The 25361-nt window shown below is 59.4% G+C and carries 27 protein-coding genes, 1 tRNA gene and 1 pseudogene; 6 read left to right on the forward strand and 23 right to left on the reverse strand.

All coding sequences use genetic code 11. From position 1 onward, the window contains the following. The 6 genes and pseudogenes from AC1DMK_RS09520 to AC1DMK_RS09545 all read right to left on the reverse strand — a co-directional run. Nucleotides 1–211 (reverse strand): annotated as a pseudogene (locus tag AC1DMK_RS09520) (sugar ABC transporter substrate-binding protein); the annotation flags it as partial. A gap of 91 nt (nt 212–302) precedes the next feature. Beyond that, complete coding sequence (locus AC1DMK_RS09525) at nt 303–1823, reverse strand: aldehyde dehydrogenase family protein (protein WP_477858607.1); 1521 nt, start codon at nt 1821–1823, stop codon at nt 303–305. Beyond that, the gene (locus AC1DMK_RS09530) at nt 1823–2602 is read right to left on the reverse strand and encodes an enoyl-CoA hydratase/isomerase family protein (RefSeq protein ID WP_037063678.1); all 780 of its coding nucleotides are present in this window, start codon (nt 2600–2602) and stop codon (nt 1823–1825) included. Before AC1DMK_RS09530 ends, AC1DMK_RS09525 begins: the two co-directional genes overlap by 1 nt. Next, nucleotides 2595–4208, reverse strand: a complete 1614-nt coding sequence (locus tag AC1DMK_RS09535; protein WP_477858610.1) for an acyl CoA:acetate/3-ketoacid CoA transferase — start codon at nt 4206–4208, stop codon at nt 2595–2597. The genes AC1DMK_RS09530 and AC1DMK_RS09535 overlap by 8 nt, the downstream gene beginning before the upstream one ends. Before the next feature lie 148 nt (nt 4209–4356). Beyond that, nucleotides 4357–5430, reverse strand: coding sequence for a LacI family DNA-binding transcriptional regulator (locus AC1DMK_RS09540; RefSeq protein WP_477858612.1), 1074 nt, complete (start codon nt 5428–5430; stop codon nt 4357–4359). 536 nt (nt 5431–5966) lie between these two features. Next, a tRNA-Pro gene (locus AC1DMK_RS09545) sits at nt 5967–6040 on the reverse strand. Between the two features lie 324 nt (nt 6041–6364). Between AC1DMK_RS09545 and AC1DMK_RS09550 the strand changes: the two genes are divergently transcribed. Then, a complete protein-coding gene (locus AC1DMK_RS09550) occupies nt 6365–6514 on the forward strand; it encodes a hypothetical protein (RefSeq protein ID WP_196246768.1) in 150 nt (49 codons plus the stop codon). 3 nt (nt 6515–6517) lie between these two features. Here the strand turns inward: AC1DMK_RS09550 and AC1DMK_RS09555 are convergent, their stop codons facing one another. From AC1DMK_RS09555 to AC1DMK_RS09585, 7 genes are all read right to left on the reverse strand, one after another. Beyond that, nucleotides 6518–7183, reverse strand: coding sequence for an HAD family hydrolase (locus AC1DMK_RS09555; protein ID WP_477858614.1), 666 nt, complete (start codon nt 7181–7183; stop codon nt 6518–6520). A 105-nt stretch (nt 7184–7288) separates the two neighbouring features. Further along, nucleotides 7289–7825, reverse strand: a complete 537-nt coding sequence (locus AC1DMK_RS09560; RefSeq protein WP_037063687.1) for a MerR family transcriptional regulator — start codon at nt 7823–7825, stop codon at nt 7289–7291. Between the two features lie 214 nt (nt 7826–8039). Next, complete coding sequence (locus tag AC1DMK_RS09565; RefSeq protein ID WP_037063690.1) at nt 8040–8378, reverse strand: integration host factor subunit alpha; 339 nt, start codon at nt 8376–8378, stop codon at nt 8040–8042. Nucleotides 8379–8485: 107 nt separating this feature from the next. Further along, nucleotides 8486–9457, reverse strand: a complete 972-nt coding sequence (locus AC1DMK_RS09570) for a beta-ketoacyl-ACP synthase III (RefSeq protein WP_477858617.1) — start codon at nt 9455–9457, stop codon at nt 8486–8488. Nucleotides 9458–9476: 19 nt separating this feature from the next. Beyond that, nucleotides 9477–10523: a phosphate acyltransferase PlsX gene (gene plsX, locus AC1DMK_RS09575; protein ID WP_037063970.1), complete on the reverse strand. Its 1047-nt coding sequence runs from the start codon at nt 10521–10523 to the stop codon at nt 9477–9479. 103 nt (nt 10524–10626) lie between these two features. Beyond that, complete coding sequence (locus tag AC1DMK_RS09580; RefSeq protein ID WP_037063696.1) at nt 10627–11181, reverse strand: DUF177 domain-containing protein; 555 nt, start codon at nt 11179–11181, stop codon at nt 10627–10629. A gap of 10 nt (nt 11182–11191) precedes the next feature. Beyond that, nucleotides 11192–11782 carry a ubiquinol-cytochrome C chaperone family protein gene (locus tag AC1DMK_RS09585; RefSeq protein WP_051974053.1) on the reverse strand — a complete coding sequence of 197 codons (591 nt, stop codon included), beginning with the start codon at nt 11780–11782 and terminating at the stop codon, nt 11192–11194. Between the two features lie 186 nt (nt 11783–11968). On the opposite strand from AC1DMK_RS09585, the gene AC1DMK_RS09590 reads away from it, so the two are divergent. Beyond that, nucleotides 11969–12505, forward strand: a complete 537-nt coding sequence (locus AC1DMK_RS09590; RefSeq protein ID WP_037063699.1) for an outer membrane protein assembly factor BamE — start codon at nt 11969–11971, stop codon at nt 12503–12505. Between the two features lie 69 nt (nt 12506–12574). Here the strand turns inward: AC1DMK_RS09590 and AC1DMK_RS09595 are convergent, their stop codons facing one another. From AC1DMK_RS09595 to ribH, 3 genes are all read right to left on the reverse strand, one after another. Further along, nucleotides 12575–14710: a sodium-translocating pyrophosphatase gene (locus AC1DMK_RS09595; RefSeq protein ID WP_477858620.1), complete on the reverse strand. Its 2136-nt coding sequence runs from the start codon at nt 14708–14710 to the stop codon at nt 12575–12577. Between the two features lie 214 nt (nt 14711–14924). Next, nucleotides 14925–15407 carry a transcription antitermination factor NusB gene (gene nusB, locus AC1DMK_RS09600; RefSeq protein WP_037063704.1) on the reverse strand — a complete coding sequence of 161 codons (483 nt, stop codon included), beginning with the start codon at nt 15405–15407 and terminating at the stop codon, nt 14925–14927. Nucleotides 15408–15410: 3 nt separating this feature from the next. Further along, a complete protein-coding gene (ribH, locus tag AC1DMK_RS09605; RefSeq protein WP_037063706.1) occupies nt 15411–15866 on the reverse strand; it encodes a 6,7-dimethyl-8-ribityllumazine synthase in 456 nt (151 codons plus the stop codon). Between the two features lie 287 nt (nt 15867–16153). Between ribH and AC1DMK_RS09610 the strand changes: the two genes are divergently transcribed. Continuing rightward, nucleotides 16154–16651, forward strand: coding sequence for a cupin domain-containing protein (locus tag AC1DMK_RS09610; protein WP_477858622.1), 498 nt, complete (start codon nt 16154–16156; stop codon nt 16649–16651). A gap of 21 nt (nt 16652–16672) precedes the next feature. Continuing rightward, on the forward strand, nt 16673–17209 hold the full coding sequence (locus AC1DMK_RS09615) for a GNAT family N-acetyltransferase (RefSeq protein ID WP_477858624.1): 537 nt from the start codon (nt 16673–16675) through the stop codon (nt 17207–17209). Here the strand turns inward: AC1DMK_RS09615 and AC1DMK_RS09620 are convergent. From AC1DMK_RS09620 to AC1DMK_RS09650, 7 genes are all read right to left on the reverse strand, one after another. Next, complete coding sequence (locus AC1DMK_RS09620; RefSeq protein WP_477858625.1) at nt 17172–17792, reverse strand: riboflavin synthase; 621 nt, start codon at nt 17790–17792, stop codon at nt 17172–17174. The two genes, AC1DMK_RS09615 and AC1DMK_RS09620, sit on opposite strands and share 38 nt — an antisense overlap. After that, nucleotides 17792–18901, reverse strand: coding sequence for a bifunctional diaminohydroxyphosphoribosylaminopyrimidine deaminase/5-amino-6-(5-phosphoribosylamino)uracil reductase RibD (gene ribD, locus AC1DMK_RS09625; protein WP_477858627.1), 1110 nt, complete (start codon nt 18899–18901; stop codon nt 17792–17794). The genes AC1DMK_RS09620 and ribD overlap by 1 nt, the downstream gene beginning before the upstream one ends. Nucleotides 18902–18904: 3 nt before the next feature. Then, complete coding sequence (gene nrdR, locus AC1DMK_RS09630) at nt 18905–19381, reverse strand: transcriptional regulator NrdR (RefSeq protein ID WP_037063720.1); 477 nt, start codon at nt 19379–19381, stop codon at nt 18905–18907. A 9-nt stretch (nt 19382–19390) separates the two neighbouring features. Beyond that, nucleotides 19391–20689: a serine hydroxymethyltransferase gene (gene glyA / locus AC1DMK_RS09635; RefSeq protein WP_477858629.1), complete on the reverse strand. Its 1299-nt coding sequence runs from the start codon at nt 20687–20689 to the stop codon at nt 19391–19393. Nucleotides 20690–20847: 158 nt separating this feature from the next. After that, on the reverse strand, nt 20848–22152 hold the full coding sequence (locus tag AC1DMK_RS09640) for a L,D-transpeptidase family protein (protein WP_037063974.1): 1305 nt from the start codon (nt 22150–22152) through the stop codon (nt 20848–20850). Between the two features lie 423 nt (nt 22153–22575). After that, a complete protein-coding gene (gene ldtR / locus AC1DMK_RS09645) occupies nt 22576–23091 on the reverse strand; it encodes a transcriptional regulator LdtR (protein WP_037063725.1) in 516 nt (171 codons plus the stop codon). A 130-nt stretch (nt 23092–23221) separates the two neighbouring features. Then, nucleotides 23222–23659, reverse strand: coding sequence for a DUF6163 family protein (locus AC1DMK_RS09650; protein ID WP_037063727.1), 438 nt, complete (start codon nt 23657–23659; stop codon nt 23222–23224). 132 nt (nt 23660–23791) lie between these two features. Here AC1DMK_RS09650 and hemB point away from each other — a divergent pair, with 132 nt between their 5' ends. Together hemB and AC1DMK_RS09660 are read left to right on the forward strand one after the other, a co-directional pair. Then, nucleotides 23792–24805, forward strand: coding sequence for a porphobilinogen synthase (gene hemB / locus AC1DMK_RS09655; protein ID WP_037063729.1), 1014 nt, complete (start codon nt 23792–23794; stop codon nt 24803–24805). Between the two features lie 77 nt (nt 24806–24882). Then, nucleotides 24883–25341, forward strand: coding sequence for an RDD family protein (locus AC1DMK_RS09660; protein ID WP_037063732.1), 459 nt, complete (start codon nt 24883–24885; stop codon nt 25339–25341). The last annotated feature ends 20 nt before the right edge of the window (nt 25342–25361 follow it).

Raw genomic sequence — 25361 nt, forward strand, 5'->3', positions numbered from 1 at the left:
CATCGCCGCCGCCGCCGGCGACCGGCACGTCCTTCCAGGCATAACCTTCCTTGGCCAGATCGCCCTTCAGCACGTTGAGGGCCGCCGCCTCACCCCCAGACGTCCACCAATGGAGCATCTGGACTTCCTTCACATCATCCGCGCGCGCTAGTCCTCCCAAGGCGCCCATCGCCAATGCCACCAATGCAGTCGTCGTCAGAAACTTGCGCATGCCAAACCTCTCCCAGTTGCAAGTTTAAAGAACGGAACCCATTTCCGTTCCAATCACCCCGCCCTCGCGCGGGCGTAGTTCGTCGCGCCGGCTAAGCCAGCTTTTCCGTCTGCGGCATCCACCAGTTCGTGCGGCCGCCAATGTGCATGTTGAGCGTCTTCGTCTCTGTGTAGTCTTCAACCGCATGGCGGCCGAGCTCCCGGCCGAGGCCGCTCTGCTTGTAGCCACCGAACGGAAGTTCCGAGGCGCCATCCATAAAGGTGTTCATCCACACGGTTCCTGCGCGCACCCTGCGGCCGATCGTCAAGCAGGTGTCAAAGTCCCTGCTCCAGACGCCAGCGGAAAGGCCGTAGTCGATGGAGTTCGCGATCTCGATCGCTCCGGCCGTCGTCTCGAATGTCAGAACGGAAAGAACCGGCCCGAAAACCTCTTCACGCGCCACGGCCATGCCGGGAGTGACCCCTTCGAGGATCGTCGGCGACATGAACTGACCCATACCGAGATCGAGCTTCTCGCCTCCATATGCGATCCGGGCGCCGTTGCTCTTGGCACCTTCGACATAGCCGGCAATCTTCTCAAGGTGCTGCGGCGTGATAATTGCGCCGACCTGCGTCGACGGGTCGAGGGGGTCGCCGACCTTAACGCGCTTGGCAAGCTCCGCGATCCGCCCGACGACATCCGAAGCTATGTCCTTGTGAAGGATGAGGCGGGAGCCGGCGTTGCAGCATTCACCCGCATTGAAGTATGCGCCGAACACGGCAGCGTCGATGAATGCATCAAGGTCTGCGTCCGGGAAGACGATCTGAGGGTTCTTGCCACCGAGTTCCAACGAGACCTTCTTCAGCGTCTGCGCAGCATTCGACATGGTGAGCTTGCCGACGCCCGTCGATCCGGTGAACGAGACCATGTCGACTTCGGGATGGGAAGTCATGACAGCTCCCACTTCAGGACCCGTGCCCGTGACGATGTTCACGACGCCTTCCGGAACGCCTGCCTCCTGAAGAATCTCGCCCAGTACTACGGTCGATCCGGACGTCAGCTCCGATGGCTTCACGACCGTCGTGCAACCTGCTGCCAGGGCGAAGGGAAGCTTCTGGCCGACGATCAGGAAGGGGAAGTTCCAGGGCGTGATGATGGAGACGACGCCGATGGCTTCTCGCAGAACAACGCCAAGAGTGCTGTCGCCCAGCGTGTTGTAGCTTTCGCCATGGAGGTCACGGGCAAGTGCTGCCGCGTACCGCCAGATGTCGACCGACCCGGCAATCTCGCCACGTACCTGGGAGATGGGCTTTCCGGCTTCGATGGCGTCCAGGAACGCAAGCTCTTCCGACCGGGCAGCGATCAAATCTGCGGCCTTGAGCAGGATCGCAGAGCGCTCGGAGGCCGTCATCCTCGGCCACGGTCCTTGGTCGAAGGCCTTGCGCGCGGCAGCGATCGCGCGCTCGGCGTCTGCCTTTGTGCCGGTCGCAAATCGGCTCACCACAACGCCATGGCTCGGAGCGATGCGTTCGATCGGTTGCGAAGCTCCGGACTCCCAATTGCCGTCGATGAGCATTTTGAAGTCGCGGGCCTTGTGGTCGCTCAGGACCTTCGGATTCACCAGCACCGTCATTACCATTCTCCCTTGAACTTTGCTGGGCGCTTCTCGCTAAACGAGGCGACGCCTTCCTTGAGGTCGCCGGTCTTCGCCGCGAGGATCGACCCGAGAGCCTCCACGGCCGTGCCGTTGTCCTCGCCGCTTGCCGACGCAATCATCAGCTTCACGATTTCGAGCGCGGCCGGCCCACGCGTCGCAACACGCTGGGCGTATTGCTTCGCCGCCTCGACAACTCCTCCAGTCGATGTGACCGCATCCACGACGCCGAGCAGCCGGGCTTCCTCTGCCGTGAAAATCTCTCCGCCAAGGGCCATGCGACGCACGACTTGCGCGCCGAAGCGCTTCACGAGGCGTTGAGTTCCGGACCAACCGGGCACCATGCCCAGGCCGGTTTCCGGCAGTCCAATCTTGATGTGCTCTTCTGCAATGCGGATGTCTGCAACCCCTGCAAGCTCGAGTCCGCCGCCAAGCGCATGGCCGTTGAGGGCTGCGATCAACGGAACCCTCAGTGTCGCAAGGCGCTCGAAGACGCGGTGCCCGTGGCGAACCCACGCATGACCGAACTCCTGAGGCGGCATACCGCCCCAGGCCTTGATGTCGCCGCCAGCGGAGAAACCCTTGCCTTCGCCGGTAAGGATCGCCGCACGCACCTCGGCATTCGACTCTACTTCGTCTGCTGCGTCCGACAATGCCTTCAGCATTTCGAGGTCGAGCGCATTGAGCTTCTCGGGACGAGAAACCGTCATGATCGCCACGTGATCTTCGATCCGTATGCTTACGGTACCGCTAGCCATTGAAGGTGCCCTCCAGAACGCGCGTGCTCTTCTTCGGTAGGTCGAGGCCGATAGTGGCCTCGCAGAAGAGGTTCGCGTCCATGACCTTCAGGTCCTCTGCGACGATAAGCGGGAATTCCGACTGATCGAGGATGTGGGCCTGCAGGTCTACGCCTGGAGCGATTTCGGTCAGCACGACGCCGGACGGCGTCAGCTTCATCACGCACCGCTCGGTGACATAGGTGATGTCCTGACCTTGCTCGATGGCTCGCTTTCCGGAGAAGGTTACGTGCTCGACCTCGTTGACCAGCTTCTTGAGCTTGCCTTCGTTGTCGATGACAAGCTTTGCATCGGCGATCGCGAGCTTGGCTCCCGCGTTGAACATTCCAGAAAAGACGATCTTCTTCGCCCGAGCAGTGATATCGACGAAACCGCCGGCACCGGCGGTCACATGGGGCCGGAATGACAGCTTGGAGACGTTCACCGAGCCATCCCTACCGATTTCGAGGAAGGACAGAAGCGATGCGTCGAACCCTGCGCCCTGGAAATATGTGAACTGGTAAGGAGACGGCATATAGGCATCTGCGTTCGAGGCGCAGCCGAAGGCGAAATCGAGAAGCGGTACGCCGCCGACGGCTCCCTGCTCGATCACCCAGGTGACCGAACCGTGCAAGCCTTCCTCAAGCAGAATGCGCGGGACGTTCGCCGAGATCCCGAAGCCGAGGTTGACGCAGCTTCCTGCCTGGAGTTCCTGGGCGACACGACGCGCAATGACTTTCTGGATGTTGAAGTCCGGAACGCGAAACGTGCCAAGCGGGCGGAAGACTTCGCCTGAGATCGCTGGGTCGTAGAGCGTTTGGGTGGTCTGCTTCTGGTCCGGATCGACGATGACGTAGTCGACCAGCATTCCCGGCACGCGAACGTCGTGCGGCTTGAGCGAGCCTTCCTTCGTGATGCGCTTGACCTGGGCGATAACGATCCCGCCGTTGTTGCGCGCTGCGAGCGCCTGATCCAGGCCACCGAGATACGCGCCTTCGTGCTCGTATGTGAGATTGCCGCGCTCGTCCGCAGTCGTTGCGCGGATGATCGTAACCTGGGGAACGATCGCAGGGAAAAAGAGCCATTCTTCGCCCTCGAAGTAGACGCGCTTGACCACGGACGCCTCGGCGCCGAGCTCGTTCATCGCGCATCCCTGTCTCTCGGGGTCAACGAACGTATCGATCCCGATCTTCGTGAGGACGCCTGGCCGCTTTGCAGCAGCCTCGCGATGGATGTCGAACATGATTCCCGACGGAATATTGTAGGCAGGAATCTCGTTGTTGGTGATCATCTGCCAGATCAACGGGGGCTCGGCGCTGGACGGCCCCGAGGGATACGACCCCCCGATAATACACTTGAGCAGGCCCTTCTTGGCTATGTGGTCGACACCCTTGATGCCGCTCATGTCTCCGGCCGCGATCGGATGCAGTGTCGTGATATCACGCGGGTGCCCGGTGCTGTCGAATCTTGCGCCAATGGCCTTGAGCATGAGGTCGGGGCAGCCGAGACCGCTGGACGATGATACCGACACAATGGCTCCGTCGGGGATCAATGCGGCAGCTTCCGCCGGGGTGATATGCTTGCTCATTTGCGTTGCTCAGAGTCCTGTTTCGGTTTTTACGATCTCGCCGGTCTGCGCCGCCTTGCTGACGGCGAGCGCGGTTGCGAACGACCAATTCCGTCCTCGCCGGTCGCGGCCTGCTTTCCTTCACCTCTCACCGCATGGTGAGAGGCCTCTACCATGGCTTCGTAGAGGTCCTTCTCGATGGTCGGCAGTCGGCGGTTGCCGTCTGGGAAGCTCCGCAGCTTTCGCGAACCACCAGTCGAACCCCGGTCGTTACCGTTTCCGCCTCAGCCTTGCCTGCGTTGATCTGCTTCAGGAGTAGCTGGGCGGCGCGCCTCCCCATGCCCTGCGGGTCGACGGCGATCGTCGTAAGCGCCGGAACGGCAGTTTGCGCCTCGATGACGTCGTCGAAGCCGACCACTGCGAAATCGGTGCCTGGCTCCATGCGGCGCGCCCGCAAGCCGTCGCACACCCCGAACGCAACGGCGTCATTGAAGCACACGGTGGCAGTCGGTCTGTCGGCGAGCAGCATCGCCTTGGCGATCGCCTCGGCCCCGCCCGCTCGCGACGGCGCGGAAGAAACGACCAGCTCTTCGTCCAATTCCAGGCCTGCGGCTTCCATGCCAGTTCGGTAGCCGTCGAGACGTTCGTCGAAGACAGCGGTGTCCGGGAACCCCCCGAGGAAGGTAATGCGCCTATGGCCGAGCGACGCAAGATGCGCCACCGCGGCGGCGATGCCAGCGCGATTGTCAGAGACAACGGACGAGACCTTTGCGCCCGGCAGGCTACGGACCACGACGACGACCGGAATGCCAGCAGCTATGAGGGGCTTGAAGTCGACGGCTTCGGTCGCACGGGCCGGGGACACGAGAAGCCCGGAAATTCCGTGCTCTCGCATCGACGCGATGACTTCGCGCTGTCTGTCGATGCTCTCGCTGGTATTCGACAGGAACTGCACGAACCCAGCCGACTGAACGACCATGTCGACACCGACCGCAAGTTCCGCAAAGAAGCCGTTCGTCAGATCGTTGACAACGACGCCGACGATGCGCGAATTCGCGCCGGCCTTGCGAAGGTTAGCCGCGCCTCGGTTATAGACGTAGCCGAGGTCGCGCATCACGGCATTCACCTTCGACCGGGTTCCCTCATTGACCAGGGAGGACCCTTGAAGCACCAGCGAGACGGTCGATTTCGACACGCCTGCGGCCTTCGCTATGTCTATGACGGTTATCCGCCCCTTTGCCATGAATTCCTCCCATGGCTTGCGCCAATGCCATAACTAGATAATTGGAACGATCCAAATTTGTCAAGCTCCCCGTTCGCAACTTTTCTTCGATGGCCGTGGCGACCGCTGAAAATCAGGGTCTGCCTATTTGTTGTTATTTCAGCAAAAATAGGCGCCACCTTTGATCTCGAGCGGTAGGTAAGATCTCTATAGTCCAGGATAAACTCATAAAATGGCAAGGATCTTTTGGAACGATCCAATTTTTATGCTTCTGACGTGCGTTTTTTAGAGGGGTTTTCGAGCGTGTCGGCTCGACGCGAACGAGTTCCCTACACAGCCCATCGACCACGGCGACGACGCCCCTAGCGATTGGGCCGGCAAGCCCGCCAGTCTACGAGCAGCCACGATATGGCGAGCGGTCGGCTTCGCTGCATCGACGATGGCATTCGCCGCGAGGTTCTATCAATTTGGATGATGAGAATCGAAAAGCCAGCTAGTTCAAAAACTAACTGGCTCTAAAGGGTGAACTCACTATAAACGTAAGCCCTTGAAAAATATCGGAATGGCCGGATTTGAACCGACGACCCCTTGACCCCCAGTCAAGTGCGCTACCAGACTGCGCTACATTCCGTCATGCCGAAAACGGCTTGATCCTGTTAGTCTTTCGGGATTTTCGGTGCAAGCGGAAAATCATGTGGTCGGAATAAAAAGTTGCGAAAGGCGTGGAAAAGGGCACGCCAACGCAAGAAGCTCCACCAGATTTCACCGGCCGCTCTCTATGTTCCGGAGCATTGGCGAGGAGCATGACTGCCTCGACCCCTTCGCGCTCCGGCGGCCGCATCCCCTGCCAAATCCCTTGCCCAGTCGAAGCCTTCTGGCTAAGGGGGGAGTTCGTACTAGGGAGTTGACCAACATGCAGATCGAAATCCCCTGCCCGAAGTGCAGGAACACCAGAATGAAGTTCGAGCGACCGGAGCCGCTGGACAGCGACATCATCACCTGCTTCACCTGCGGGCACGAACTTGGGACGCTTGGCTCCGTAAAGGCCAAGATGCTGGCGTCTTTCGAGCGCATGAAGAAGCAGGCGCTGCCGCGCAAGCAGTAGCGGCTACCGCTCCAGACCGACCGTCCCGTCTTCGAAGGTCACGGCACGGTAGCCCACGTAGTCGGGCAACGAGAAATGCGGTGTTTCGAATGGCGTCGCATGCGTTGCGGTTATCACAGTGACATCTGCACCTGCGGCCTCGCCTGCAAGGATGCCGGCAACGGCATCTTCGAAAACMAGGCATTTCGTCGGATCGACGCCAAGACGTCTGGCGCCGAGAAGGTAGCATTCCGGGCTTGGCTTGCCGGCAGCGACCTCCTCTCCGCTGACCATCACCGCAGGCATCGGAATGCCCGCCGCGGCCATACGGCGTCTGGCGAGTTCAATGGGCGCAGATGTCACGATCGCCCAGCGTTCCGGAGGAAGGCTCTTCAGGAACGAGATCGCACCGGGGATCTCGACGATACCGTTTACGTCCTCCATTTCCTCGTCCAGCAACTGCTTTGCCTCGTGAACGGGATCGACACCCGGCAAGGCCAACTGGTGGATCACGTCGACGGCGCGAATGCCGTGGATCGTCTTCAGGAAAACCTCAGGTTCGAGGCTATGCCGTATTGCCCAGCTGCTCCAGACCCTCTCGACAACGGCGACGGAATTCAGCAGCGTCCCATCCATGTCGAACAGAAAGGCCTCATAGGATTTGCCGGCAACAGTACGGGAAGCGGACACGAACGTTTCCTTTTATGCATCATTTTCAAGGCTGAGCCCCCCAACATCACGGTGTGAAGGCGCCGGTCGGTTTAAACAATGACAACGCTGGTCTGTACGTCCCGATCAGCGAACCTGATCCAGCAGGCGTTTGCATTCCAGAAGATCATAGAGCGCCTCCTGCAGAAGCGCTCGATCCTCCTTGCCGATGCTCGACTTGCCGATCGACACCTCGGGCGACTCTTCGTCGCCTCCGACGAAATTGAAGAAGCGGCGGGTGATCGGCGGCTTGGCGCGGCCGACGACCTGGTCCTCCTCGGACATGCCGACCCGCGGCTCGGCGGCATCACCGTCCTGCTGGCCCATCAACGACTGCACGCTTGCAAGGTCGCCGTGGCCGATCGCAATGACGAATTTGTTGCCATTGGTCTTCAGGAGCTTCTGCACGCCCTTGATCGTATAGCCGTGGTCGTAGAGCAGATGGCGGATCCCCTTCAGAAGATCAACGTCCTCCGGCCGGTAGTATCGGCGCCCACCACCGCGCTTCATCGGCTTTATCTGCGGGAACCGCGTTTCCCAGAAGCGCAAAACATGCTGGGGAAGATCTAGGTCGTCCGCCACCTCGCTAATGGTGCGGAAAGCATCCGGGCTTTTGTCCAACATATTACTCCCTACACGATCTTCAGGCGCACTGCGCCTGCCGTCCGGCGGCAAGGCGTGGGCTCCAACACCGAGAGGTGGTTGAGCCGCGACTCACCATATTTCAAYGGTTTGCGGCCGCGAATTCAAGTCACGTCTTGAATAAGCACAAAAATCGCTGGGAGAAATTGACCGCGGATTGCGGAGGAGCGAGCCTCGGCTTGCAAGACCCGCAGGATCAAGCGGCCGGATTTGCAGGCTTGAGCTTAGCCTTGCGGGACATATGGGCTTTCAAAATCCGAGTCTTAAGGACGTTGGACGCCTTGAACGTCATCACACGGCGGGGCGAAATAGGCACCTCCTCACCGGTCTTCGGGTTGCGACCGATGCGCTCGTTCTTGTCGCGCACCTGGAATGTCGCAAAAGAGGAGAGCTTGACGGTCTCGCCACGAACGATGGCGTTACAGATCTCGTCGATTACAGTCTCCACGAGCTCTGCCGATTCCGTTCTGGACAGACCGACCTTGCGAAAAACCGATTCCGCCAGGTCTGCTCGCGTGACTGTTTTTCCGGTCATGGTTTCCCCGCCCATCCGTTTAGTTTTATGAAAACAAACGAAGAGTATTTGTCTTGCGCCCTACGGTCAAGCTCTTGTTCGTTGTCAGTTTTTTCGATTTTAGACGGTTACCAGCGCAGAAGCACGGCGCCCCATGTGAAGCCGCCGCCCATCGCCTCCAGCATGACGAGATCGCCCTTCTTGATGCGACCGTCACCCGCAGCCGTTGCAAGCGCAAGCGGGATAGACGCGGCTGACGTGTTGCCGTGGAGATCGACGGTAATGACGACCTTTTCAGGCTCAATGTGCAGCTTCTTCGCCGAGCCATCGATAATGCGCCGGTTCGCCTGGTGCGGCACCAGCCAATCCAGATCGTCAGCGGTCGTGCCAGTGGCATCGAAAGCCGCCTGAATGACGTCGGTAATCATGCCGACTGCGTACTTGAAGACTTCGCGGCCCTCCATGCGCAGCTTACCGACCGTTCCCGTGGTCGACGGGCCACCGTCGACGTAGAGCTTCTCTTTGTGCGAGCCATCCGAACGCAGGTGCGCCGTCAGCACGCCACGGTCAGTCGTCGCGCCCTCGCCTTGCGACGCCTCGAGCACGATCGCACCCGCGCCGTCGCCGAAGAGCACGCAGGTTGTACGGTCATTCCAATCGAGAATGCGCGAAAAGGTCTCCGCACCGATGACCAGAACGCGCTTGGCCAAGCCGCCGCGGATGTAGGCGTCAGCCGTCGTGACGGCATAGACAAACCCGCTGCAAACCGCCTGAACGTCAAAGGCAAAGCCATGGCTCATGCCGAGACGGTTCTGGATATCCACGGCGGTTGCCGGGAAGGTATTGTCCGGGGTCGACGTGGCGCAGATGATCATGTCGATGTCGGCAGCAGTCAGGCCCGCGTTTTCAAGCGCTGCGCGCGCAGCTGCCTCGCCGAGCGAAGACGTAGTCTCGTCGTCGCCTGCAACGTAGCGCTGACGAATACCTGTGCGCTGGACAATCCATTCATCGGAGGTGTCCACAACGTCTTCCATGTCGCGATTGGTCATAACGCGCTTCGGAAGCGCGGCTCCGAACCCGCGAACCACTGAACGGATCATATTTACTAAACCCCGTCGCTCATGCAGCTTCCGGCCCGATCGGGGGCAGCCGCTTGGCATGATATTTTTGCAGATCGTTTTCTATTTTCTGATTGAGGCCGTTCTTGGCCATATCGTAGCCGACTTCGATGGCGGCCGCGATACCTTCGGCATTGGCACCGCCATGGCTCTTGATGACAACGCCATTCAGGCCGAGGAACACGCCGCCGTTGACCCTGCTCGGGTCCATCTTCTCACGCAGCATGTCAAAGGCGCCTTTGGCAAGGAGATAGCCGATTTTGGCAAGCAGCGTGCGGGACATGGCCGCGCGGAGGTACTCGCCGATCTGGCGTGCCGTGCCTTCAGCCGTCTTGAGCGCAATGTTTCCGGAAAAGCCCTCGGTCACGACCACATCGACAGTTCCCTTGCCGAGATCGTTCCCCTCCACAAAGCCGAAATACTCCAGCGAGTCGAGGTTGGCTTCGCGAAGCAGGCGACCGGCTTCCTTGACCTCTTCCTGACCCTTGATCTCTTCGACACCGACGTTGAGGAGACCGATTGTCGGGCGCTCAACATCGAAAAGCGCGCGCGCCATGGCACCACCCATGAGCGCGAAGTCCATCAACTGCTGGGAATCCGCGCCGATCGTCGCGCCGACGTCGAGCACGATGCTCTCGCCTTTCAGCGTCGGCCAGATTGCAGCGATCGCTGGGCGCTCGATGTTAGCCATCGTGCGCAGACAGAACTTGGCCATCGCCATCAGCGCACCGGTATTGCCAGCCGAAACGGCAACATCGGCTTCCCTGGTCTTAACAGCCTCGATCGAGCGCCACATGGTGGAGACGTAACGGCCACGGCGGAGCGCCTGGCTCGGCCTCTCGTCCATGCGGACAGCCAGCTCGCAGTCATGGAAAACGGACTTCTCTTTAAGCTTCGGAAACCTGTTGAGAATCGGCTCGCATTGTTCCTTCAAACCGTACATCACGAAAGACATGTCCGGATGCCGTTCCAGTGCCTTGGCGGCACCGGGGATGACAACCTGGGGACCAAAGTCGCCACCCATGAGGTCGAGAGAGATTTTGATCACGCGTCCCTGATCCTTGTTTTTCACCTTCGAGGGGTGAAATTTCGGCCAAAATACCGGTTTTCCCGTCGCTTACAACTGAATTGTGTCAAATAACCAACGGCTTTCAGTCCTTTTTCCAGTCCTTCAATACTGCGAAGGCGGATGGCTTCTTATCGTTTTCGCTGGTGTCTTCTATATGACTTCCAAACTCTATGCCGTCCTTGCGGGGATAGGGATCGATCGCCAGGGCAGCGAATTCTGCGACGACTTCGCCGGCATCGATCGTGTCGCCGGAAAAGCTTTCCGGCAGATCCGGACCATCGGGGTCGAGCACCATTTCGCCGGCATCGTTGGCCGGCCGACGGGCGAGCTTCGAATTCTCCGGCACGAAAATCTGCTCGAACGTTTCGTCGATCGCAGACGGGACGGGCTCCAGGGTGACCACGCAAGCCTGAACGAGCTTGGCCTGCACCCTGCCCTTGACACGGATGCCGTCGCGCTTCCATCGAGCGATCTGCAGATCGGCCCGGAATTCGTCCACGGACAGGACATCCCAGGTTTTCGCGAGCGCCTGAAGCTCTCTCTTGTCGGCTTCCAGATGCACCTCGACAGGATTGGCGGAGATGTGGCCAACCTTGACGAGATAGGAGAAAGGTACGCCGTCTGTTGAATTCTTCATTGTGATCTCCTCACGCAACTTTCGGAAGCGTTGTCGACCCTGTCGCAACGACGTCTTCCGATTGGGCCGAAAGATAGGCCTCCGCCGCAAACATCCAGTCCGCCAACCCGGACATGTCGACTGTATCGACCGCTTTGGGGTGAACATTCCGACTGAGAGCCACCGCCAAGGCGACGGGATCGGATGTATCCATCGCACTGGAATAGGCTTCCAGCCGGCCATAGAACATGCCAGCGAGCTTCTTCATCCGCTTGGGGACGCTGTTGTCGCCTATGCCCAGTTCGCGGATCGAATAATCGATATCCTCAAAGAACGCATCGACGATCTCCTGTGCGATCTCCTGCCCGCTCGTCGCGGAAGCGCGAGTACGGCGGAAGAACAGGATCATCACGACCGACAGCATCTCGAACCGTCCCATGACGGTGTCCGGCACGTTCAATCGTTCATAGAAATCAGGCATGCGCGCGGCAGACGTCAACGCGTGATACTGCCGGTCGACGATTGCTTGATTGTTGTTTTTCTTGCCAAAGAGCCCGAAGATCATTGTTTTTTCCGGAAAGGCCTTATTCTTCGCGCCAAGCTGCGTCAGGCCTTGTTGCATGATTTCGAAAGCTGGTTTACCGAAGCAGGCGCGAATTGCAATGCCAAGGTGGCCGCTTTCGGGACAGCCCTCTGATCGGAGCGTGTTGAAGCGGTGGCTACGATCCGACCCCGGAAAGGCCACAAAGGTTTTGCATCAGCGATATTTGCAGGGCCAATGGCTGCTATCGATACCTTAAGGGAGTAGATGTCGTTGAAGAAACGGTATTTCAAGTCTGACAAGAAATTCCTCAGCAATGCCGCCATTGCCATCATGATTGCCTCCGCCGGATTGACCGGCTGCCAAACAGGTACAGTTCTGAACGGTGGCTACGTCGCCGACGAACAGTCCCTGAACCTGGTTCCCGAGGGGTCGAGCCGCGAGCAGGTTCTGCTTTCGCTCGGCACGCCGTCCACCACGGCAACCTTCGACGGTGAGGTCTTCTACTACATCTCGCAGCGGCGCGAGCGCTCCGTAGCGTTCCAGAAACTGAAGGTGGTCGATCAAAGTGTTCTTGCGATCTATTTCGACAAGGACGGCATCGTGACGCGCCGCGCCAACTACACGCTCAAGGACGGCAAGGTCTTCGACACGATCAACCGCGTGACGCCGACAGGCGGCAAGGATCTCACCTTCCTCCAGCAGTTGCTCTCCGGCGGCAGTGCGGCGAACATGGCAAAGGGCCTCTTCGGCGGGGGCAGCGGCCCGCAAGCGTCGCCGCAGAATCCGGCCAGCCTGCGTTAAGGACTTCGGTGTCCACAGAAAAACCCGCCGGATCGCTCCGGCGGGTTTTTCATTGTCTGCCTGAGACGATCAGGCCAGAACTGCGAGCAGCAACAACGCAACGATGTTGGTGATCTTGATGGCAGGGTTGACGGCGGGGCCGGCAGTATCCTTATAGGGATCGCCGACGGTATCGCCTGTCACCGAAGCCTTGTGCGCTTCGGAACCCTTCATGTGGCGGACGCCATTCTTGTCGACGAAACCGTCTTCGAAGGACTTCTTGGCATTGTCCCACGCGCCGCCGCCCGATGTCATGGAGATTGCCACGAAGAGGCCATTGATGATGACGCCGAGAAGCGATGCGCCGAGAGCCGCGAAAGCGGAAGCCTTCGAGCCTGATATGAGCAGAACGCCGAAGTAGACGACGATCGGCGCCAGCACCGGCAGAAGCGACGGGATGATCATCTCCCGGATCGCCGCCTTTGTCAGCAGGTCCACGGCCCTGCCGTAGTCCGGCTTTTCCGTACCCTGCATGATGCCGGGCTTTTCCTTGAACTGGCGACGAACCTCCTCGACGATCGCACCCGCTGCACGGCCGACTGCAGTCATCGCGATGCCACCGAACAGATAGGGAATCAGGCCGCCGAACAGCAGACCGGCGACGACATAAGGATTGGAGAGATCGAACGAGATCGGGCCAACGTCCGCGAAGTACGGATATTTGTCGCCATTCGCCGCGAAATACTTGAGATCGTATGAATAGGCAGCAAAGAGCACGAGGGCACCGAGGCCAGCGGAACCGATCGCATACCCCTTGGTAACGGCCTTCGTGGTATTGCCGACGGCATCGAGCGCGTCCGTCGATTTGCGAACTTCCGGCGGAAGATGCGCCATTTCGGCAATACCACCGGCATTGTCCGTCACGGGACCGAAAGCATCGAGCGCGACGATCATACCGGCAATCCCGAGCATTGCGGTCACCGCAATACCCGTGCCGAAGAGACCGCCAAGCTGGTAGGTGGCAAGTATGCCCGCAACGATGACGATGGCGGGCAATGCGGTCGATTCAAGCGACACCGCCAGACCCTGAATCACGTTCGTGCCGTGGCCGGTGACCGACGCCTGGGCGATCGAATTGACCGGTCTCTTGTTCGTGCCGGTATAGTACTCGGTGATGACGACGATAAGCGCCGTGACGATGAGACCGACCAATCCGCACATAAAGAGGTTTGTCCCGGTGATATCTGCACCGCCAACCGAGCCGATCGATCCCCAGCCGATCGTCAGCGACGTCGCTGCGCCGAGACCGACAATCGACAGAAGGCCGGTCACGATGAGGCCCTTGTAGAGCGCGCCCATGATCGAACCGTTGCTGCCGAGCTTGACGAAGAAAGTACCGATGATCGAGGTGATGATGCAGGCGCCGCAGATCGCCAGCGGGTAGAGCATCGCCGATTGCAGGATCGGCGTTCCGGCAAAGAAGATCGATGCGAGAACCATGGTCGCGACCACGGAGACCGCATAGGTTTCGAAAAGGTCAGCAGCCATACCGGCGCAATCGCCGACATTGTCGCCAACGTTGTCAGCGATCGTCGCAGGGTTGCGCGGGTCGTCTTCGGGAATGCCCGCTTCGACCTTGCCGACGAGATCGCCGCCGACGTCCGCACCCTTGGTGAAGATGCCGCCGCCGAGACGGGCGAAAATCGATATCAGGGACGCACCGAAGCCAAGCGCGACCAGCGAATCGATCACCTCGCGTGAGCCGGCTCCGTGACCAAGGACGACAGTCAATACGAAATAGTAGATGGATACGCCAAGAAGAGCCAAACCGGCCACCAGCATGCCCGTGATCGCACCTGATTTGAACGCAATGTCGAGCCCGGCCGAAAGGCTTTGCGATGCAGCCTGAGCTGTACGGACGTTGGCGCGAACAGAGACATGCATGCCGATAAAGCCGGCAGCGCCGGACAGAACCGCGCCGATTAGAAAGCCGATTGCAGCGGTGCCGGAGAGTAGCAGCCAGGCTGCAACGAAAACAACGATACCAACGATGGCAATGGTCTTGTACTGACGCGTCAGATAGGCCTGCGCGCCTTCGCGGATATAACCCGCAATTTCCTGCATGCGGCTATTTCCCTGATCGGCGGCCAGCACCGATCTGGTTGCCCAGATGGCGTAAACCACCGAGAGCAGACCGCATGCAATTACGCATAAAAGAATGGTCATTTCGCTCTTTCCTCCAAAAGAGCCGGAGCTCACTCCCTCTCCGGCTGCGAACACGTCGACTCGATTTCCTCCCTCAGAAATGCGGCAACGTCGGGCGGAGATTGCGTGGAGGAAAACAGGACGTCAAGCCCGCAAGGGCTGAAAACCCTTACGGAGCAACGGGAAAGGAGGAACGGCTTCAATGAGGAGCGGTCAGCCGACCGTGCGCAACATGCTACTTCTTGGCTTCGCCGCGAACCTGTTTCGCAATGCGATCAAGGACGGCGTTGACAAGCTTGGGCTCATCGTCGCTAAAGAAGGCCTGTGCGATCTCGACATACTCCGTGACGATGACGGCGACCGGGACGTCCTTGCGCTCAATAAGCTCGAAAACGCCGGCACGCAGGATGGCACGAACCGTGCTGTCGAGACGCGACAGTGCCCAATCGTCCTGCAGCGCGGAGGCAATCAGAGGATCGAGACGCGTCTGTTCTCGCACGACACCGGACACGATCGACCGGAACCACGAGGCGTCGGCCTTCAGGTAGGTCTCGCCGTCGATTTCCTGCCCGAGGCGGTGCGCTTCGTACTCTGCGACGATCTCAAGTACGCCCGTCCCGCCGATATCCATCTGATAGAGGGCCTGAACCGCAGCAAGGCGCGCCGCGCCACGCTGGTTCGCTGTCTTGACCGGACGCTCCGAGTTTTCGTTGCTCATTCGTTATGCACCCAGTTTCGTCTTCAGCTCGATCATCGTGAGAGCTGCGCGAGCGGCAAATCCGCCCTTATCCTTGTCCGAGCGGCGTACGCGCGCCCAGGCCTGTTCGTCATTTTCGACAGTGAGAATGCCGTTTCCGATGGCAAGAGATTCGCTGACCGCGAGATCCATCAATGCGCGCGAGGATTCATTCGACACGATGTCGAAATGATAGGTCTCCCCGCGGATCACCATGCCAAGCGCCACATAGCCATCGTAGTTCGTGCCGTCATTATCCGCTCCGTCGAGCGCCATGGCAATCGCTGCGGGGATCTCAAGCGCACCAGGAACGGTCACGACATCGTAAGTCGCTCCGGCTTCCTTCAAGGCAAAGGTCGCACCTTCAAGAAGGGCATCAGCCATGTCGTCGTAGAAGCGAGCTTCGACGATCAGAATATGGGGAGCGGTTTCTCGCGCCATGCTTCACCTTCATTTCTTAGAGGACTGCCACGCGGCAGGCCGCGGTCAAAACATGCCTTTGGACGAATGGCAAGCAAATTCGGCTCATGGCTGAAGTGCAAAATCGGAAATCTCGTCAGGGAACGCCCGGTACGGGCTGAAGGGCTGACCATATGTTTGTTTCGCAGCACTCGAAATGCCGCCGCAACACAACCGCGCATCCCAACGCAACGATGTCGTTGTTTGGGCGTGACGGGTTGTGTTTTCCGTCCGGATAGGGCCTCCTGCCGGCGCAGCAGGAGGTAACGATGTCTGTCCAAAAGTCCCCTATTGTCAATATTGCCGATCTCAAGCTCGATCGTTCGGTGCAGGGAGAGCTGTATGAAAGCAACGACGTCTCGTTTGGGTCGCTTATTGGCCTGGCAGGGCTCGGCATCAGCTACAACGAAGTTCCGCCAGGCAAGTCGAGCTGTCCGTTTCACAACCACCATGTCGAAGACGAATTGTTCTTCATCATCGAGGGAAACGGCGAATACCGCTTTGGCCGGGAACGGTATGCGATCAGAAAGGGCGACACGCTCGGGGCGCCGGCCGGTGGACCGGAGACGGCACACCAGATCATCAATACGGGATCTACGCCCCTCATCTATCTCGGCATTTCGACCAATGCCAAAACCGAGATCGTCGAGTACCCCGATTCCGGAAAATTCCTTGCCAAGACCAATCGCGACAATGCGAGCCGCTTCCGTTTCATGGGACGCCAAGCAGGCAATCTGGATTATTGGGATGGCGAACCGGGCGCGTAGTAGAGCTTCAAGGGGCATTTCATGACGATCATTCCGACCATCGAGACGGAACGGCTATCGCTGAGGCCGCATACCGTTGAAGACTTCGAAGACTATCAGGCCATGTGGAGCGATGAAGCCGTCGTCCGCTTCATCGGCGGCGCTCCTTCGACACGCGAGCAGGCCTGGGCGCGCCTGCTGCGCGTGGCCGGAATGTGGCATCATCTGGGTTTCGGCTTTCTGGCGATCGAGGAAAAGCAGAGCGGCCGCTTTGTCGGTGAAGCGGGTTTCCTCGACATGAAACGGGACATGAAGCCGATCACGACCGAGGGAACTCTGGAGGCCGGCTGGGCTCTACTTCCGGCTGCCCAGGGCCGCGGCTATGCGACTGAAGCGTTGCGGGCGCTCATCGCTTGGGCAGAAAACCACTTCCCATCAAAACCGATAAGTTGCATCGTCGCCCCCGAAAACGCAGCCTCGTTGCGCGTCGCAGAAAAGCTCGGCTTCCGGGCGGCGGGGCGGGCAAACTACCATGGAGAGGTTATTCTGCTTTCGCGCTCGGGAATTCCGCCAGCCTAGCGGCATAGCGCGCCATCGTATCCACTTCAAAATTCACGAAATCGCCGGCCGTGCGTGCGCCCCAGGTCGTCACTTCCAGGGTATGTCGGATCAAAAGGACATCGAAATCGGTGCCTTCGACGACATTGACCGTCAGCGACGTGCCATCGAGCGCAATCGATCCCTTAGGCGCCACGAATTTTGCCAGGTGCTCCGGCGCCCGCAGGCGAAATCGCGTGGCATCCCCCTCTTCCCTAACGGACAGGATCTCGGCCTTGCCGTCCACGTGCCCGGAGACGATGTGGCCGCCCAGCTCATCCCCGATCTTMAACGAGCGCTCCAGGTTGACGCGACTGCCTTCCTCCCAGGTCGCGATGGTCGTCAGCCGCAGTGCTTCTTCCCATGCTTCGACTTCGAACCAGCGGCCGTTGCTTCCCTCGCCCGGCAGACCGGTCACGGTCAGGCAGATGCCGGAATGGGAGATCGAGGCGCCCATGTCAATCGTCGAAGGATCGTAGCTCGTGGCCACACGAAGCCTGATTCCTTCCTTCAAAGGCGAAACGGCCTCGATCGTGCCGACATCAGTGACAATTCCGGTAAACATCAAACGTCTCTTTCGTATTCTTCCCGGCGGTCGTCGCCGACAATGAAGGTGCCCACGTGGGTAAAGCCGGATGGCATATCGGTTTTGTCCAGCGGCGTTTCAATACCGCCGTCTCCAATGATGCCCGGCCCTTCGTAGAGCAGGATGCGATCGACATAACCGCCCTCGAGGAAAAGCCGCGCTGTTTTCGCCCCACCCTCGACAAGCAATGACGAGATGCCCCGGGAGGCAAGAGCGGGAAGAAGCTCATCCAGACGATAGGGATTGCACTGAACGACTTCAACGCCGGCCGCATCAAGCGCGGCACGGCGGCCTAAAAATTCCGCGTCGTCGCTATTGTCGAAGTGGGGCGGCTCGGCTGCGACGACAATGACCGGGACGTCCCTTGCGGTCGCGACAAGCTTGCTGCTCAGCGGCAATGAGAGTTTTTCATCGAGCACGATGCGGATCGGCGACCGCCCCTCAAGGCCAACCGCGCGGACAGTCAACAGCGGATCGTCCGCAATCGCCGTCCCGATACCCACGAGGATCGCATCGGTTTCCGCTCGGAGTTTCTGCACCTCAGCGCGCGCTGTAGCGCCAGTAACGGCAATCTGACCCTCCCCCTTTCTGCCGATCATTCCGTCAGCAGAAACTGCAAGTTTGAGAATCACATAGGGGCGATGCTTCGTCTGACGCGTGAGATAGGCGGCGAGAGACCGCCTGCCCTCTTTTTCCAGGATGCCGGCGTCGACCTCAATACCTGCGTCGCGCAGCATGGCGATACCCCTGCCCGAAACTCGCGGGTCCGGATCCGCGACGCTTATGACGACGCGGCCGACGTCATAGGCAATTAAAGCTTCAGCGCAGGGAGGCGTCTTGCCGTGATGCGAGCAGGGTTCCAGCGTCACAAAGGCCGTGGCGCCGCGTGCCAATTCGCCGGCTTCTGCCAAGGCCTGCGGCTCGGCGTGCGGGCGGCCGCCGATGGCGGTCACGCCGCGGCCGACAATCTCGCCGTTGCGGACGATGACGCAGCCGACCGACGGGTTGGTCGATGTTTGGCCAAGATGGAGAAGACCAAGCCGGATCGCCTCCTGCATGAAACGCGCGTCGTCAGGCGAAGCGCTCATGGCCTATATATCCAAGGGATCGCGGGCGATCTTGGCGTTGATCTCGGAGATGACCTTCTCGAAATCCTCCGCATGAGAAAAGTCGCGATAGACCGACGCATAACGAACGAAACCAACGTCATCGAGGCTCTTCAGGGCTTCCAACACCTGAAGGCCGATCTGTTCGGAGCTAATCTCCACCTCGCCGGAACTTTCCAGCCGCCGGACGATACCGGAGACAGCACGCTCAATGCGATCCCGGTCGACCGGACGCTTGCGCAGCGCGATCTCGAAGGAGCGAACCAGCTTGTCGCGGTCGAAAGGCACCTTGCGGCCCGTCTTCTTCGACACCATCAGCTCGCGCAACTGGACGCGCTCGAAAGTCGTGAAACGGCCGCCGCAATCAGGACAGATACGCCTGCGGCGGATGGACGTATTGTCCTCCGCCGGGCGTGAATCCTTGACCTGTGTGTCTTCCGATCCGCAAAATGGGCAGCGCATGCGCTATCCTTAGCCGATGTAGTCGTACATTGGGAAGCGACCGGTGAGGTTCATCACCTTGCCACGCACGGCTGCTTCGACAGTTGCATTGCCTTCGTCGGAGTTGGCCACCTTCAGGCCGTCGAGAACCTCGACGATGAGGTTGCCGATTTCCTTGAATTCCGCTTCCTTGAAGCCGCGCGTCGTGCCTGCCGGTGTGCCGAGGCGCACGCCCGAGGTGACGAAAGGCTTTTCAGGATCGAACGGGATGCCGTTCTTGTTGCAGGTGATATAGGCCCGGCCGAGCGCCGATTCCGCGCGCTTGCCGGTCGCGTTCTTCTTGCGAAGGTCCACCAGCATGAGGTGGTTGTCGGTGCCGCCGGAAACCACGTCCAGGCCGCCTGCGATCAGGGTTTCGGCAAGCGCCCTGGCGTTCTTGACGATCTGGGCTGCATAGTCCTTGAACTCAGGCTGCAACGCTTCACCGAAGGCGACGGCCTTGGCAGCGATGATGTGCATCAGCGGACCGCCCTGCAGACCGGGAAATACTGCCGAATTAAACTTCTTCGCCAGATCCTCGTCGTTCGTCAGGATAACACCACCGCGCGGACCACGAAGCGACTTGTGGGTCGTTGTCGTGGCAACGTGGCAATGCGGGAACGGCGACGGATGCTGGCCGCCGGCAACGAGACCGGCGATGTGGGCCATATCGACCATGAGATAGGCGCCGACGGAGTCGGCGATCTCGCGGAAACGCTTCCAGTCCCAGATACGGGAGTAGGCTGTGCCGCCGGCGATGATAAGTTTCGGCTTGGTTTCTTCAGCCTTGCGAGCGACTTCGTCCATGTCGAGCAGGTTGTCGCCTTCGCGGACGCCGTAAGAGACGACGTTGAACCACTTGCCGGACATGTTGACCGGCGAACCGTGCGTCAGGTGGCCGCCCGAGTTGAGGTCGAGGCCCATGAACGTGTCGCCCGGCTGCAGCAGCGCCAGGAAAACGGCCTGGTTCATCTGACTACCTGAGTTCGGCTGAACGTTGGCGAAGTTGACCCCGAAGAGCTTCTTGGCGCGGTCGATCGCCAGTTCTTCGGCGATATCGACGAACTGGCAGCCGCCATAGTAGCGCTTGCCCGGATAGCCTTCGGCGTACTTGTTCGTCATGATGGAGCCCTGGGCTTCCAGTACCGCACGGGAAACGATGTTTTCCGAGGCAATGAGTTCGATCTCATGCCGCTGGCGGCCGAGTTCCTTTTCGATCGCGCCGAAGATGTCCGGATCGGTGTCGGCAAGCGAACGATTGAAGAAGGTCTGAGTGGAAGCATTTGTCATGGGCGGGCTCCTCAACTTGAATGCGCGAAGCTTTAGCCTTCCGCCTTCACGAGAGCAATACGAAGAACGACATTTGCTAGGCAATCTACGCGCAACAAAAAACCGCGCCCGGAAAGGCGCGGCTTCGAAAGCAAATTGCAGGACAGGTGGCCCTGGCCTTACTGAACGGGTTGTTCCGTGCCAGCGGTTGTATCGAGCGCCAGTTCGGCGTTGCCATCCATCTGGTAGATGTCGTCGCGGAACTGCACGACGCCGTCAGGCATGCCCCAAGCTGAGATATAGACGAAGTAAACCGGAACTTCCTCGGCAAGTTTGATCGGCGTGTTGACGCGGGTCGTGATGACCTGCTCCATCTGCTGGCGCGACCACGGCGGAGTGTCGCGAAGCAACCAATTCGTCAGATCGCGGACGTTCTGAACGCGGACGCAGCCCGACGACTCAAAGCGCATGAGCTTGTTGAACAGGCCCTGCTGCGGCGTGTCGTGCATGTACTCGCCGTTCTTGTTGTAGAAGTTGATTTTCGTCGACGCCATGGCGTTGATCTTGCCGGGGTCCTGCCGGAACATCAGGTTCGGAGCCTTCTCGGCGTTCCAGTCGATCGTTTCCGGGGCAACCTCGTTGCCCTTGCCATCGAGGAGGCGAATGGCGTTTCTCTCCAGATAGGTCGGATCCTTTCGCATCAGCGGCACGATGTCCTTCTCGACGATCGAGCGCGGCGCGGTCCAGTAAGGATTGAGGATAACCTCGTAGATCTTCGAGTTGACGAGATGCGTGGGGCGGCTGAGACGGCCGACGACGGCCGCATGGCGCGTCGCCACGCTGCCGTCTTCGACGGCCTCGACGTAGGCGGCCGGAATGTTGACCATGACGTGGCGACGGCCGAGCTCTGCCGGGAAGGTCTGCAGGCGGATGAAGTTGGTGTTCAACTGCTGCAGGCGCACGTCGGCCGGAATGTTCATCGCCTTCAGCGTGAATTCGCCGATAACGCCGTCGGCCGGAAGACCGTGGCGGGCCTGGAAGCGCTTCACGGCACCATCGACATAGGAGTCGAACGCCGAGGACATGCCGGCTTCGCGCGGCAGGTCGCCGGTGATGGCGAGACGCTGGCGAAGAGCTTGAACCGACTGGTCGGTGACGCCGATCTGAAGGCGCTGCTCGCCCGGATTGACCTGGGGCCAGCCGCCGGCTGATGCGATCTGCTGATACTGCGAAATGGCCTGCTGCATGCTGCCGACCGATTGCGGTCCGAGGATCGGCGTATTGGAAACGATAGCCGTCGCCGTGCGGGAAGCAGCCTTCGCATCGAACTGATCGTCCCAGTCGCCGCGTTCGGGCGCATTGATCAACGAATCGATCGCCGTCTGCGCCAAAGCGGGTGCTGCGACCGCGCCCGCACCGATGATTGCCGCAGAGGCTAGAAACGCCCGGCGAGAGAGAACTTCAGTTCCGTTTTTTTTCGACATCATCCCAACCACTGTATTGCCGCTGCTTGAGAGACCGGCGGCCTTTGCCCTATCACTGCGAGAACGCAGATCCCTATCAACCCGTTGCCACGGCGCATCACAAAAATCCGCCACCCGCGATCACATGATTGCGAGCTGGCAGCGCGAGGTTATCGGACCTCTGATTTGGGAAGCCCCAGTTGCCGTGCGTTTCCGCTGACATGCTAATATGGCCAATTCGTGTCACCGGCGCAGAACTCAACCGTCGATGGCAAGCAACGTTGCACAAACTGTGCGGGTTAATAGCGGCTAAAAAACGGCTTGAAAACAGGCGATTGCGCTTGTCTGCCATGCGTTGCAAAGATGACACGGGACCTTCAATGACAAAACCGGACGCGCAGGGAAACGCATCCGGTTTTCTTTGACCTTGGAGGGTCGTATTCCTTAGAGACGGTACAGGATCTGATCGTTCCAGAAACGGTCGAGACGGGTCAGCAGCTTGTTCATCTGCGTGAATTCGTCCGTGCCGATGCCGCCGACCTTGTCAATCGAGGCGATGTGGCGCTCATAAAGCTTGCCAACGGTTTCAGCGATGTCCTGGCCGGTTTCCGTCAGGCTGATGCGAACCGAACGGCGGTCGATACGCGAGCGCTGATGGTTGATGAAGCCGAGGTCGACGAGCTTCTTGACGTTGTAGGACACGTTGGAGCCCAGGTAGTAGCCGCGCGAGCGAAGTTCGCCAGCGGTCAGCTCCGAGTTGCCGATGTTGAAAAGGAGAAGCGCCTGGACGGCATTGACGTCGCTGCGACCCTGACGGTCGAACTCATCCTTGATGACGTCGAGGAGACGGCGGTGAAGACGTTCAACAAGATGAAGCGATTCCATGTAAAGATCACGGATGCCCTGCTCCTGCTGGTCACGGAAGTTCGATACCGCCTGCGGCTTGATTTTCGTGTTCATGATGACTGCCTCACTGTTTGTTTGGCGGTGTTGGTTTTCTTCCCGCCTTGAGACAGACACTATCGAATACAAATAAAATTCTACTTAAACTGCAGGCTTAACAGTGCCTTACCGAAAACCCATCGTTGTATCAGGGTAAATCAACGCTTACCTGCTCCCGCCGTCTGCGCTTCTCCTGCCACAGGATGAAGCGAAATACCCAATATAAAACAGCGACTAGAATGTGCAGCAGGATGATAAGACGGTTGGCTCCGAAGATCTCCGGCAGGAACCCATACATGATGATCTGGCCGCCAGCAGCAAGCACCCAGATCACCGGTCCCCACGACACGACAAGCCATAGACCGAGCGCTGCTACCGGAAAGACGACAGCCAGACACGTACTGGCCACCTTCCACGGCAGGCTAAGAAGATCGAAGCGTCCCGCGCCGACGAGCGAATAACCGACGAGCATCGCCCAATACTGCAAGCCGAACCAGAAGCAGGAGATTGCAACCAGCCGCAGGAAAAGGACAAAGAGAACGCTTGTCAGCGTGCTTTTCGGTATTGTCGGAGAATCAGCATCCATGCTCCAAACAATAGGGCTGCGGTTGCGTCTTCGCCAGCGCTTCCTCCATTGCGGCCAATCGTCCGGTTTCGATTCTGCAGGCAGCATGATAATGAGCACACCGACAAGTGGAATGACTGAAAGTTAGTGATCATGCAGGACAAGACGCACCTCGTCGATGAAATCACCGGCCACCGCCGCATGCGCCGCAACCGCAAAGCTGACTGGACCCGTCGGTTGGTGCAGGAAAACCGTGTGACGGTGGACGATCTCATCTGGCCGGTCTTCGTCGTTCCGGGTTCGGGCATCGTCGAACCGATCCCGGCCATGCCCGGCGTCAACCGCATGAGCGTAGACAAGCTGGTCGAGGCCACAAAAGAGGCCGCCGATCTCGGCATTCCGGCGATCGCGACCTTCCCAAATATCGAAATGGAACTGCGAGACGACACCGGATCCAATAGCCTAGAGGTCAACAATCTGATCAATCAGGCAACGGCCGCAATCAAGAAAGCGGTCCCCAATATCGGCGTTATCACCGATGTGGCGCTTGATCCTTTCACCAGCCATGGTCACGACGGCATCTTGCGGAACGGCAAGATCGTCAACGACGAAACCGTGGAGCAGGTCTGTCGCGCAGCGGTCATGCAGGCCGACGCCGGCTCCGATATCATTGCGCCCTCGGAAATGATGGACGGTCGGATCGGTGCAATCCGCAGGGCGCTGGATGCCGCCGGCCATCAGGATGTAGGCATCATGAGCTACGCGACCAAGTTCGCCTCGGCGTTCTATGGACCGTATCGCGAGGCAATCTCCACCGGTGGCCTGCTGAAGGGCGACAAGAAGACCTACTACATCGATCCGGCCAACGGCACCGAAGCCATCAGGGACGCCGCACTCGACGTCGAAGAAGGCGCCGACATGCTCATGGTGAAGCCTGGCCTGCCCTATATCGACATCTGCTGGCGCATGAAGGAAGCATTCGGCCTGCCGACATTCGCCTACCAGGTTTCGGGCGAATACTCGCAGATCAAGGCAGCTGCGATAAACGGCTGGATCGACGGCGAGCGGGCGATGCTGGAAACGCTGCTGGCATTCAAGCGCGCCGGATGCGACGGCGTTCTGACTTATTTTGCTGTCGAGGTTGCGAGACTGTTGGCAAAACGCTGATCGTTGCCCGCCAATATTGCATTTGAGAGCAGCGATACCATATTTGCGGCATCGCTTCTCGAAAGGAGACCGCAAAGATGACGCTCAACCCGAACCCGCTCTATGCCGCACCGGACGACTGGCGCGCCTATAGCGGCACGCTGAGCCGTCGCGTCTTCGCATTCGTTCTCGACTACGTCATCATTCTGCTGCTCTGCATCCCGGCCGCGGTGGTGCTGTTCTTTTTGTCGATCGTCACCCTGGGGCTTGGCTTCTTTCTCTACCCCGCACTGTTCGTGATCGTCGCTGGCCTCTATTTCGGGTTCACGGTCGGTGGTGCCAGTCAGGCTTCGCTCGGAATGCGGGCCATGGGCATCGCGATCGCGCGTGTGGACGGGCAGCGCATGGATTTCCTGCTTGCGATCGTTCATCTCGCCCTGTTCTGGATCCTGAACTCTGTTCTCACTCCACTGATTCTGCTTGTCGGACTGTTCACCGAGCGCAGCCGCCTCATTCACGATTTTCTCGTCGGCACCGTGACGGTTCGCACAGCCTGAAAATTCGCTCGGCACCCTGA

It is taken from the genome of Rhizobium sp. 05L419 (assembly GCF_056397845.1).

Coding starts and splice junctions, on each gene's coding strand:
- AC1DMK_RS09595 (WP_477858620.1), bottom strand. CDS start 14,710: ATGACCATTCTTTTATGCGTAATTGCATGCGGTCTGCTCTCGGTGGTT.
- nusB (WP_037063704.1), bottom strand. CDS start 15,407: ATGAGCAACGAAAACTCGGAGCGTCCGGTCAAGACAGCGAACCAGCGT.
- ribD (WP_477858627.1), bottom strand. CDS start 18,901: ATGAGCGCTTCGCCTGACGACGCGCGTTTCATGCAGGAGGCGATCCGG.
- AC1DMK_RS09565 (WP_037063690.1), bottom strand. CDS start 8,378: ATGACCGGAAAAACAGTCACGCGAGCAGACCTGGCGGAATCGGTTTTT.
- hemB (WP_037063729.1), top strand. CDS start 23,792: ATGCAGGACAAGACGCACCTCGTCGATGAAATCACCGGCCACCGCCGC.
- AC1DMK_RS09570 (WP_477858617.1), bottom strand. CDS start 9,457: ATGATCCGTTCAGTGGTTCGCGGGTTCGGAGCCGCGCTTCCGAAGCGC.
- ribH (WP_037063706.1), bottom strand. CDS start 15,866: ATGGCGCGAGAAACCGCTCCCCATATTCTGATCGTCGAAGCTCGCTTC.
- AC1DMK_RS09650 (WP_037063727.1), bottom strand. CDS start 23,659: ATGGATGCTGATTCTCCGACAATACCGAAAAGCACGCTGACAAGCGTT.
- AC1DMK_RS09580 (WP_037063696.1), bottom strand. CDS start 11,181: ATGAAGAATTCAACAGACGGCGTACCTTTCTCCTATCTCGTCAAGGTT.
- AC1DMK_RS09615 (WP_477858624.1), top strand. CDS start 16,673: ATGACGATCATTCCGACCATCGAGACGGAACGGCTATCGCTGAGGCCG.
- ldtR (WP_037063725.1), bottom strand. CDS start 23,091: ATGAACACGAAAATCAAGCCGCAGGCGGTATCGAACTTCCGTGACCAG.
- AC1DMK_RS09530 (WP_037063678.1), bottom strand. CDS start 2,602: ATGGCTAGCGGTACCGTAAGCATACGGATCGAAGATCACGTGGCGATC.
- AC1DMK_RS09525 (WP_477858607.1), bottom strand. CDS start 1,823: ATGACGGTGCTGGTGAATCCGAAGGTCCTGAGCGACCACAAGGCCCGC.
- glyA (WP_477858629.1), bottom strand. CDS start 20,689: ATGACAAATGCTTCCACTCAGACCTTCTTCAATCGTTCGCTTGCCGAC.
- AC1DMK_RS09560 (WP_037063687.1), bottom strand. CDS start 7,825: ATGTTGGACAAAAGCCCGGATGCTTTCCGCACCATTAGCGAGGTGGCG.
- AC1DMK_RS09540 (WP_477858612.1), bottom strand. CDS start 5,430: ATGGCAAAGGGGCGGATAACCGTCATAGACATAGCGAAGGCCGCAGGC.
- AC1DMK_RS09640 (WP_037063974.1), bottom strand. CDS start 22,152: ATGTCGAAAAAAAACGGAACTGAAGTTCTCTCTCGCCGGGCGTTTCTA.
- AC1DMK_RS09535 (WP_477858610.1), bottom strand. CDS start 4,208: ATGAGCAAGCATATCACCCCGGCGGAAGCTGCCGCATTGATCCCCGAC.
- AC1DMK_RS09585 (WP_051974053.1), bottom strand. CDS start 11,782: ATGCAACAAGGCCTGACGCAGCTTGGCGCGAAGAATAAGGCCTTTCCG.
- AC1DMK_RS09550 (WP_196246768.1), top strand. CDS start 6,365: ATGAAGTTCGAGCGACCGGAGCCGCTGGACAGCGACATCATCACCTGC.
- nrdR (WP_037063720.1), bottom strand. CDS start 19,381: ATGCGCTGCCCATTTTGCGGATCGGAAGACACACAGGTCAAGGATTCA.
- AC1DMK_RS09660 (WP_037063732.1), top strand. CDS start 24,883: ATGACGCTCAACCCGAACCCGCTCTATGCCGCACCGGACGACTGGCGC.
- AC1DMK_RS09590 (WP_037063699.1), top strand. CDS start 11,969: ATGTCGTTGAAGAAACGGTATTTCAAGTCTGACAAGAAATTCCTCAGC.
- AC1DMK_RS09610 (WP_477858622.1), top strand. CDS start 16,154: ATGTCTGTCCAAAAGTCCCCTATTGTCAATATTGCCGATCTCAAGCTC.